Consider the following 6,242-nt stretch of genomic DNA (forward strand, 5'->3'; position numbering starts at 1 on the left):
CGGCCTAGGAGACGGCCATGGCGCAGGTAAAGCAAGTCACGGCGGAGGGGCTGCACTGGGTTCGGGAGGAACTCGGCATCAGCCTGGAACGCGTCCGCAGCCTCGTCGAGGGCTATCTGGAGGCGCCGGCCAACCCGTTGCCGCTGCAGCGCAGCCTGGTGGAACTGCACCAGATCCGCGGCACCCTGCGCATGATCCAGTGCGACGGCGCGGCGCTGCTCGCCGAGGAAATGAAGGGGGCCGTCCAGGATCTGCTGGCCGACGTCGACAACGCCCCGGAGAAGGCCTTCGAGGTCCTGCTCGGGGCCACCCTGCAACTATCCGACTACCTCGACGTGCTCGCCGCCGGCGAGCGCGACAATGCCCTGGTCTTTCTGCCCCTGATCAACGAGTTGCGCGTGGCACGGGGGGCCGGTGTCCTCAGCGAGAGCGTGCTGTTCGCCCGCTATGCGCAACTGGAGACGCCGCCGGCCGATACCGAGGCCGAGATCGATGCCGAGGCCGTGCGGCGGCTTGCCGCGCAGCGCCTGCCGGCGTTCAACGCCGCGCTGCTGCGGGTGCTCAGGGACCAGTCCCCCGCCGATTATCTCGGGCGGCTGTCCGGGATCGCCGAGGAAATGCAACGGACCGCCGGCGAGACCCGGGGCGGCCGCGTCTTCGGCGCGGCGGCCGGTCTGCTGGAGGCCGTCGGCGATGGCGGTGTGGGTCTGGAACTGGACGTCAAGCGCCTGCTGGGCCGGGTCGGCCAGTACCTGAAGGCCGTTGCCGAGGGCGACGACGAATCCCTGCGCGAGGCGCCCCAGGATCTGCTGTACGGGCTGGTCTACTTCGCCGGCGGCGCCGATTCCGACGGCGAGCGGGTGGCGGCGCTGCGGCGCGATTACCGGCTCGACGAACTGCTGCCCGATGCCGCGGCGCTGGATCGCCTGCGCGGCCGGCTGCGCGGTCCCAACACCGGCCTGGTGGCGAAGCTTTCCGCCGCCATCAAGGAAGACATCGAATCGGTCAAGAACAGCATCGACCTGGTGGTGCGCGCCGGCGACCGCGCGGCGGTACGCATCGAGGACACGGTGGCCGCCACCCGCCGCATCGGTGACACGCTCGCGATGCTGGGCCTGGACATGCTGCAGCGGGTCGTGCTGAACCAGGCGCGGGCGATCGAGGGACTGGCCGAGGAGGGCGTCCGCGACCAGGACGCTTGGATGGAGGTCGCCCTGGCCCTGCTGCGGGTCGAGGAAAGCCTGGACAAGGCCCTGGCCCGGCACATGCGGGGACAGGCGGACGCGCCGGAAGCGGCCGGGGACGACGACACGCCGCACCACGAGATCGATACCGGCGGCGCGGCCATCTATCGCGAGGCCCTGGTCAATCTCTCGCGGGTCAAGACGCTGATCCCCGACTTCATCGACGCCGGCGAGCCGGCGCTGCTGTCGGAGGCGGCGCGCCTGCTGCGCGAGGTGGAAGCCGGTCTGCAGGTCCTGCAGCGCGACGACGGCGTGGCGTTGCTCGAACGCCTGCGGACGTTCGTGGCCAGCCGCGACATGATCGAGGCCCGGACCCAGCCGGCGCGCATGTTGGCGCTCGCCGACGCCGTGGCCGGCGTCGAGTACTACCTGGAGGCGCTGGCCGCCGGCCAGGCGGAACCGGCGGCGGCCTACGAACGCGCGGTTGACCGTATCGAGCGCCTGGGTAGTGCCTCCGCGGAGACCGTGGCCGTCGAGGAGACGTCTCCGGCGCCTTCGGGGGAAGCGGGCGAGACCGCCGATCCGGACGAGGTCGATCCCGAGATCCGCGACATCTTCCTGGAAGAGGCCGGCGAAGTCCTGGAAGCCCTGCGCCGGGACGTTCCCGCCTGGTCCGGGAACCTGGGCGACACCGCGCGTCTCGCCGAGATCCGGCGCGCCTTCCACACCCTGAAAGGCAGCGGCCGCATGGCGGGGGCCGGCGACATCGGCGCGTTCGGCTGGTCGCTGGAGCGGCTCCTGAACCGATGCCTGGAGGGCGCCGTCGAGGCCGGCGCGGAGGTCGCCGCGACCGTGGGGCGCGCGGTGGAGGTGCTGCCGGGCCTGATCGAGGATTTCCGCGCCGGCCGGCGCCCGGAGGGGATCGCGCCGGTGATCGCCGAGGCCGACCGGTTGGCGGGTGTCGCCGGCGAAGGCGACGACGCCGGCCAATATGCCGAGAGCGAGCTTTTCCGGGTGTTCCGCGGCGACGCCCGCGGCCACATCGGGCATCTGCGCGAGGTGGCGGCGGAGACCCCGCCGGTGGCGGTCGCGACCGACACCGTCCGGGCCCTGCATACCCTCAAGGGCAGTTCCGAGGCGGTGCATGCCCAGGCCATCGCCCGCCTGGCGCGCGTCTTCGAGCATTATGCCGACGCCAGCCGCGCCGCCGGCCGTCCCTTCGACGTCGACGATCTGGCGCTGCTGGACGAGGCGGCGACGGCCTTCGACGCCGCCATCGACGCCCTCGATCGCGGGAACGAGCCGGACGCGGCCGCCATCGACGCGCTCGCCGCACGGGTGGAGGCCGCGCGTGCCGGCTTGCCGCAGGAGGCGGTCGAGTCGGCCTCGGACGAGGCGCTGCGCGTCGTGTTCACGAACGAGGCCTGCGATCTCGTCGATGCGATCCAGGGGGCGCTCGACGATTGGCGGGCCAATCCCGCCGACGACCATCACCCGAGCGCCCTCAAGGCTATCTGCCACAAACTCAAGGGCAGTGCCCGCACCGCCGAGGCGCACGAGCTGGGCGAGGTCGCCCAGGCACTGGAACAACGCGCGGCCGGCTACATCGAGCCGGGGCGGCATCCCGACGCCGCCGAGTTCGACCGGCTCGAGCAAGTGGTGGACGGTCTCTACGACATGCTCGACGGACTGCGGCAGAGCGGCCGCGCCGGCGAGGCGGGGCCATTGCTGCGGATCCTCTCGGGGACCGCCGAGGGCGAGCGCGGGCCGCCCGCGGACACGACCGGGCCCGCGGAGGTCGATCAGGCGACGACCGTCGATGCGTCCGACGACGCGGGCGCGGTCGATGTCACGGAGACCGGCGAATCCGCGACGCCGCCGACGGCCGGCGTTCCGGGGCCGGCAGAGGCGGCTGCTGACGGGGCGGACGCCGACGGTGACCGTGATGCCGCCGGACACGACGGCGCCGACGAACCCGTGCCGGACGCGGACGTGCCGGCGACGGAGGATTCGGATGCCGACGAGGCCGATCCCGAGGTGCTGGCGATATTCACCGCCGAGGCCGGTGAACTCATGGAGGCCCTCGAGAGCGACCTGGAACGCTGGCGGCTCGCCCCGGACGACGACGAGCCGCGCGAGGCCCTGATGCGGACCCTGCACACGCTCAAGGGCAGCGCACGCATGGCCGGCGTCGAGTCGATCGGCGACGAGTGTCACGAGCTGGAGACCCGCCTCGCCGGCGCCGGGCGCGCCGATGCCGACCATCTGGAACGTCTGCGGGAGGCGGCCGACGGTATCCACCGCACCCTGGACCTGCTGGCACGCGGCGAATCGCCGGCGCCGGAGACGGACGCCCTGCCGTCGACGGGCCCCGAGGACCGATTCCGGACCGGGGCCGCGTCCGCGTCCGGCGATGCGGATGCGGCGGATGCGACCGTGCCCGACGCCGTGGATGAGACGGTCCCGCCCGCGCCGGCGGCCGCGGAACCGCCGTCACCGGAGAGCGATGCGCCGCGGGTGCCTGTCGAGTTCGACGAGCGGCTCTTCTGGGAGCCCGAGACCGAGGGCGCGGATACGCGGGCCGGCCTGCCCGAGACGGCGCGCGTGCCCGTCGCGCGTCTCGACGACATGCTCAACGAGGCCGGCGAGATCAGCATCGTGCGCGCGCGGCTGGCGCAGCAGAACGCCGAGCTCCAGTTCCAGTTGCGCGAGATGCAGCAGACCACCAGCCGCCTGCGCGAACAGTTGCGGAAGCTGGACATGGAGACCGAGGCCCAGATCCTGGCCCGGCACGAGCCCGAGACCAACCGCTACGACGCCGAGTTCGATCCGCTGGAGATGGACCGCTACTCGGCCCTGCACGAGCTCTCGCGCGGTCTCGCGGAGAGCGCCACCGACCTGGCCAGCCTGCACGGTTCGATGTCCGACCTGGCCGAGCAGGACGAATCCCTGCTGGTGCAGCAGTCCCGGATCAACACCAGTCTCCAGCAGGGCCTGATGCGGACCCTGATGGTGCCCTTCTCCCGCCAGACCCAGCGGCTGGAGCGCATCGTGCGTCAGGTGGCGCGCGAGCACGGCCGCGACGTGGGTCTCGAGTTGGACGGCGTCGAGGCCGAACTCGACCGCAACGTGCTGGAACGCATCGTCGCGCCCATGGAACACCTGCTGCGCAATGCCGTGGTTCACGGTATCGAGCCCGGTCCGGACCGGGTCGAGGCCGGCAAGCCGCGTACCGGCACCATCGGCGTGCGCCTGTTCCGCGAAGGCACCCAGCTCGTCGTGGAAGTGCGCGACGACGGTCGCGGCCTGGACACGGCCGCCATCCGCGACAAGGCGGTGGAGATGGGCTTGCTGGCGTCGGACGCCGGTCTCGGGGATGCCGATCTCGCCCAGTTCATCTTCGAGCCGGGATTCTCCACCGCGCGCGAGCTGACGCAGACGGCGGGCCGCGGCGTCGGCCTGGACGTGGTGAACGCGGAGATCAAGCAGCTCGGTGGCACCCTGACCGTGGACTCGGGTGCCGGCGCCGGCACCCGATTCACCATCCGCCTGCCGCTGACCCTGGCCATCAGCCAGGCGCTCCTGGTGGAGGTCGGCGAGGAGCGCTACGCGGTGCCGCTGGGCAGTATCGAGGGTGTCACCCGGGCGCCGTACGCGGAGTTGGAGAAGCACCTGGATTCGCCCGAGGCGGGTTTCGAGTACGGCGGGCAGCACTACCGGGTGCGCAGCCTCGGCCAGTTGCTCGATGTGCCGAGCGCCGGCGGCGAGGGCGAGGAGGCACCGGTCAACGCGGCCGTGCTGCTGGTGCGCACCGGCGACCGCCGGACCGCGTTCGTGGTCGACGGCATGCTCGGCAGCCGCGAGATCGTGGTCAAGCCGGTGGGCCCTCAGGTCGCCACCGTGCCGGCCGTGGCCGGCGCCACCATCATGGCCGACGGCGAGGTGGTGCTGATCCTGGATGTCGCCGCCCTGATGCAGATGCAGGTCCGCCGCGCCATGCGCGAGCGCGTGCCGGCGGAAGCGGTGGCCGCGCCCGCGGACGAGCGTCCGACGGTCATGGTGGTGGACGACTCCATCACCATCCGGCGGGTGTCCGAACGTTTCCTGAGCCGGCACGGTTTCGCCGTGTCCACGGCGAAGGACGGCATGGACGCGCTCGCCAAGCTGCAGTCGCAGCCGCCGGACGTGGTGCTGCTGGATATCGAGATGCCGCGAATCGACGGCTTCGAGCTGGCGACCTACATGCGCAACAGCGAGACCCTGAGGGATACGCCGATCATCATGATCACGTCCCGCAGCGGCGATAAGCACCGCCGCCGGGCCGAGGCCATCGGCGTCGACCGTTTCGTGACCAAGCCCTATCAGGAACAGGAACTGCTCGACGAGATCCGGTCGGTCCTCGGCACGGCGCAGGAGGCGTCCCGTGGCTGACGCGGACACCCGGCCCCGCGAGCTGTTCGGTCACCTGCTGCCGCTGCAGGGCGTGAGCCTGCTGCTGCCGAAGCCGGCGGTGCTGGAGGTGCTGGGGCTGGACAGTGTCGCGTTGGATACCGAGGGGCCCAACTGGCTGCTGGGCTTTGCCGAGTGGCAGGGTCGGCGCCTGCCGGCGATCTCGATCGAGGCGCTGGCGGGGGAGTCGTTGCCGACGCGTTCCCGCCGGTCGCGACTGGTCGTGATCAACAGCCTGGGCACGCATCTGGAGAACGGGCTGTTCGCGGTGGTGATCCAGGGGTATCCGCATCTCACCGGTCTCAATCCGGCCGCCCTGCAGCGCCGTCCGGACCTGCCGCAGGACGCCGATGTCGCACTCTCGCGCGTGCGGCTGGCGAACACCGAGGCGATCATCCCCGACCTGGAGGCCATCGAGGCCCGCCTCGCCGAAGTGGTGGCCACGGTCGAGCAGGCGGCCGAGGCGGGGGGCGACTGGGAACCGCGGCCGATTTCCTGAATGGGCTCAGGTTAACCACAGAGGCGCACGGAGGCGCACGGAGACAAGAGTATTCCGGTTCGTCATCCCGTATATGGACTCCCCCGGTCAAGCAAGGCATGGGTGTCGTA

General features: G+C 71.6%; 2 protein-coding genes. Both read left to right on the forward strand.

Features of this window, described 5'->3' with window-relative positions:
* The first annotated feature begins 17 nt into the window (after window positions 1-17).
* Window positions 18-5,615 (forward strand): Hpt domain-containing protein, encoded by a 5,598-nt coding sequence (locus PC39_RS04975; protein WP_353252257.1) that lies wholly within the window; start codon window positions 18-20, stop codon window positions 5,613-5,615.
* Entirely contained in the window at window positions 5,608-6,132 is a 525-nt protein-coding gene (locus PC39_RS04980; protein ID WP_353252258.1) for a chemotaxis protein CheW, read from the forward strand. The genes PC39_RS04975 and PC39_RS04980 overlap by 8 nt, the downstream gene beginning before the upstream one ends.
* Window positions 6,133-6,242 lie beyond the last annotated feature (110 nt).

The sequence above is a fragment of the Salinisphaera sp. PC39 genome (genome assembly GCF_040361335.1).
Taxonomy (GTDB): domain Bacteria; phylum Pseudomonadota; class Gammaproteobacteria; order Nevskiales; family Salinisphaeraceae; genus APNM01.

Bases quoted from the DNA above. Each gene is read 5' to 3' on its own strand.
- PC39_RS04975 (WP_353252257.1), top strand. From the start codon at position 18: ATGGCGCAGGTAAAGCAAGTCACGGCGGAGGGGCTGCACTGGGTTCGG.